The organism is Burkholderia sp. BCC0405, assembly GCF_902833075.1.
GTDB lineage: Bacteria > Pseudomonadota > Gammaproteobacteria > Burkholderiales > Burkholderiaceae > Burkholderia.
This window is the reverse complement of the sequence record NZ_CADFEO010000052.1, coordinates 1-3,406: the sequence shown is the minus strand read 5'-3', so window position 1 is coordinate 3,406 and position 3,406 is coordinate 1. Positions and strand designations below refer to the sequence as shown.

Below are 3,406 nucleotides of genomic sequence, written 5' to 3'. Positions count from 1 at the left end.
CAGGTTCCCGCGCGCGTCGTACTCGAAGTGCGTCCCCGCATAGGACTTCAACAGGTTGCCCAGCACCTTCGGCACGTCGACCGGCAGCGTGCTCTCCGCCCTCACCGGGCTCGGCCGCGACGCCGGCACCTCGCTCGCCCGCACCGGATCGACGATGTTGCTCGCCGGATCGAACGCAAACCGCTCCTTCGCGACCGGACTGATCGCCTCAATCAACCGGCCAACCGGATCGTAGCGATAGTCCGTCCCACCCTTGCGGCTGTCCTCGATGCGCGACAACTGCCCCGCCGCGTCGTAGCGATACCGACGCTCGACCAAAGGCGCAGGCGACGTCGACCGCTGAACCGTCTGCTGCAATACCCGCCCCGCCGGATCGTAGGTCGTGCGCTGCCCGACTTCGCTCGACAGCACCCGCACTGTTTCCCGGTGCAGGTCGTCACGCTCGAACTGCACGCGCTCCTCGCCGTCCAGCAGCATCCCGTGCACATGACCTGAACCGTACATCAGCCAGTCGATCACATGACCGGCCGGCCGCACGGTCCGCCTCCGGTTGCCCAACTCGTCGCATTCATGACGCCAGCCCAAGATTCAGGCGTTCGAGCTCGTCGGTCACGCGCACGTGGCCCGTGAGGGCCTAAAGCGTGAGAGCACCGTAAATGCGGACTTCATCACCCTCTTCTCGCTTGTGAGCACGTAAAATCAGAGTCAGGTCGCTCTCAACACCATCGACTCTCAAATTAATTTGAATTCGCTTATCACGGTCCGATGGTGAACCGGGGTTTATTTCGCACAAGGTCGAATGATTGATAACATAATTTTCATCCGGAATTCCAACTCGTACCAAGTCGCGCTCATTCGAAAAATCCCCTCCAAGGTACTCTAAAATCCCAGTCTTTATTTCGGATGCCATGCTCACTTCGAAGTTTCCCTCGGCCGCTAAGCGAGCAAAATCACCCCTTGAAATCAGAGCACATATTTTGATGATCTCTAAAACCATCCCCGACGTAATCCATCCGTTCACGCTACCATCTCCGAGTCGAACTGTTTCGATTTCCCGGCATTCGGGTCGGTGTATCAGCTGTCACGCCTAAGTTGGCAAAGTGCGCCGCTACCCATGATATGGCAACGCGTCTCGTTCTCTGACAGACCTGCTCGCCGAAGAGCCCTATATGCGACACGACGCTCCGCTGCGTAATTCCCACCGCCCCCTCTCTGGCGTTGGGACTGGGTGGCAATATAGTGCTCGGTTCCAACCTTATTTGGCGGACCTTCCAATTGCACTGCAGGCGCAGCCATCTCGTTGTAATCCGACACGGATCCCTTCATGGCAGCGTTCTGTATGACGTGATGCGAGTCCGCGTCCACATTGTCATACCTGCCGTAACCTCGACCCGCCTCCGTCAAGATCTTTTCGCAATCTTCGGGACAAGGACGGCACTTTGCCAACCCGAGAGGATCAACCCATCCCGTTGGAGCGGGCACGTACTGATAGACCTTGATGCCCCCGGCGAGCCCGATGGGGTCCTTGCTGATGAAGCGGCCGCTATGCGGATCATAGTACCGATACCGGTTATAGTGCAGCCTCGTGTGAAGCTGTCACCCTCCCTACAAGTTCAAAATCGGGCTCGGTCTGCCGAACCGGCAAAAATGCAAGGCCGCCCGTATCACTGCTACGTTGTCTTGGCATTTTTAGTGGACAATTACCGCACTTACTGCCAATCACAAAATCAATGCATCACGGATATATTCAATTTATTTTTGACAGAACGAATAAAGCCCTCTCCCTAATTTTCTCAGAAGAATCCTCTTTCATCACGTTCAACCGAGAAACAATTTCAGCACCGCCGGGCGCCCCCTCGCTCTGCTTTAGATGGTCAATCAACGTACTCCGTGAATGATCACCGTTCAGCAGTCTATAGATGAATGTATCCAGCCAATCAGATGCAGCCATTTTCATATCCGGCGCCGCTTGCACTAAAGCAGCGACAACTGAATTTATATCACTCGCCTCTATTAAATGAAGAAGGCCATACATAACTTCCTCATGCCGAGTCCGGTCAATAAATACAGAAAGAAGATCTACAAGATCCTCCTTCGACAACACTTCAGAACCAAGAACTTCAAGCATTCGATCGAATACATCAACCTCATCCGGAGAGTCAAGTTGACGGACACGCAACAGATATTCCAAGCAACCTTTTTTCATAATCCCTTCCCAAATGTCGACGGATACTGAGCCTTGTTTTGAGCAATAACCTGCTGCAGACCAGCACGAACTTTAGATGTATAACAATTTTGGCGCTGGTAAATTCGTCTAGCATCTCGAATATCCTGCGCCAGCATATCCCGAGGTTTCATCGTTAGATCAGGGCTCGTCCCATAAGAACTAGTTTGACGATGACGCCCTCCAGTTGGAGGCATTTCCATATTAATAGACACACCGTCGCCGCGGGTATAACCTGGCACACTAATTCCCTCCATATACGCATCAGATGGAATGTGATGCGGAGTGAGGTTGTCACCCGTTGATCCAGCTCTCTTCAAATCCCTGTACTTTCCGACGTCTCCTTCGCCGGGAAGCAACGATGGGCAACAGCATCGTGTGAGCCCCGTGGGATCGGTCCACTGAATGGGATTGGGCGCGTATTGATAGACGTTCAGCCCACCAGCGAGCCCGATCGGGTCCTGGCTGATGAAGCGGCCGCTGTTCGGATCGTAATACCGGTGCCGGTTATAAGCGAGCCCCGACTCCTCATCAACCTGCTGCCCCTGAAACCGCAGCGAATTCCTCGCCACGATTCCCGCAGCCTTCGAAGCCCGGGCAATCACCTCCCGCGCTTCCCCCCAAGCCTTGTACGACGCCTCCCACACCACATCCCCATAGTCGTCCGTGAGAAGCTGCGGCGTGCCGATCTGGTCACAGTGGTAATAGAACAGCTTTGCGCCAGCCCGCCGTTCCGGCACCTTCTGCAGCGGGTCTTCCTCCGGCACATACCGGTCGGTACTCTTCCACTCCGGCGTCTCGATCCCCTCGACCGGCTCGGCCACGTACTGCGCCAGCGGCACAAACGTGCCCGGCTCGTAGATATAGTGCGTGCCCCTCTCCCCATCGCTTTCATACGCCAACGCGTCGCCGTCCCACCCGAACACCGTGCGCTCGCCGTTCACCTCCTTCGCGATCCGGCGGCCGAACGCGTCGTAGAAATACCGCGACTGGCTCTGCCGCGACGCCTCGGCGACCCGCGCCGACCGCAGGCGATTGAATTCGTCCCACTCGTATTCCTGCTCGCCCGCCGGCGTGCGTTTGCGCATCAGGTTCCCGCGCGCGTCGTACTCGAAGTGCGTCCCCGCATAGGACTTCAACAGGTTGCCCAGCACCTTCGGCACGTCGACCGGCAGCGTGCTC

4 protein-coding genes and 1 pseudogene are annotated in these 3,406 nt (G+C 56.4%); all 5 read right to left on the bottom strand.

Going from position 1 to position 3,406, the window contains the following annotated elements:
- Window positions 1-573: pseudogene (locus HWX36_RS36600) on the bottom strand (RHS repeat domain-containing protein); the annotation flags it as partial.
- Between the two features lie 61 nt (window positions 574-634).
- The gene (locus HWX36_RS36595) at window positions 635-1,021 is read right to left on the bottom strand and encodes a hypothetical protein (RefSeq protein ID WP_175958562.1); all 387 of its coding nucleotides are present in this window, start codon (window positions 1,019-1,021) and stop codon (window positions 635-637) included.
- 53 nt (window positions 1,022-1,074) lie between these two features.
- Window positions 1,075-1,533 carry a hypothetical protein gene (locus HWX36_RS36590; protein WP_244136621.1) on the bottom strand — a complete coding sequence of 153 codons (459 nt, stop codon included), beginning with the start codon at window positions 1,531-1,533 and terminating at the stop codon, window positions 1,075-1,077.
- Window positions 1,534-1,747: 214 nt separating this feature from the next.
- Entirely contained in the window at window positions 1,748-2,206 is a 459-nt protein-coding gene (locus HWX36_RS36585) for an Imm30 family immunity protein (protein WP_175958561.1), read from the bottom strand.
- Window positions 2,203-3,406: RHS repeat-associated core domain-containing protein (locus tag HWX36_RS36580; protein ID WP_244136620.1), on the bottom strand; the 1,204-nt coding region annotated here is incomplete at its 5' end. The genes HWX36_RS36580 and HWX36_RS36585, both read right to left, overlap by 4 nt.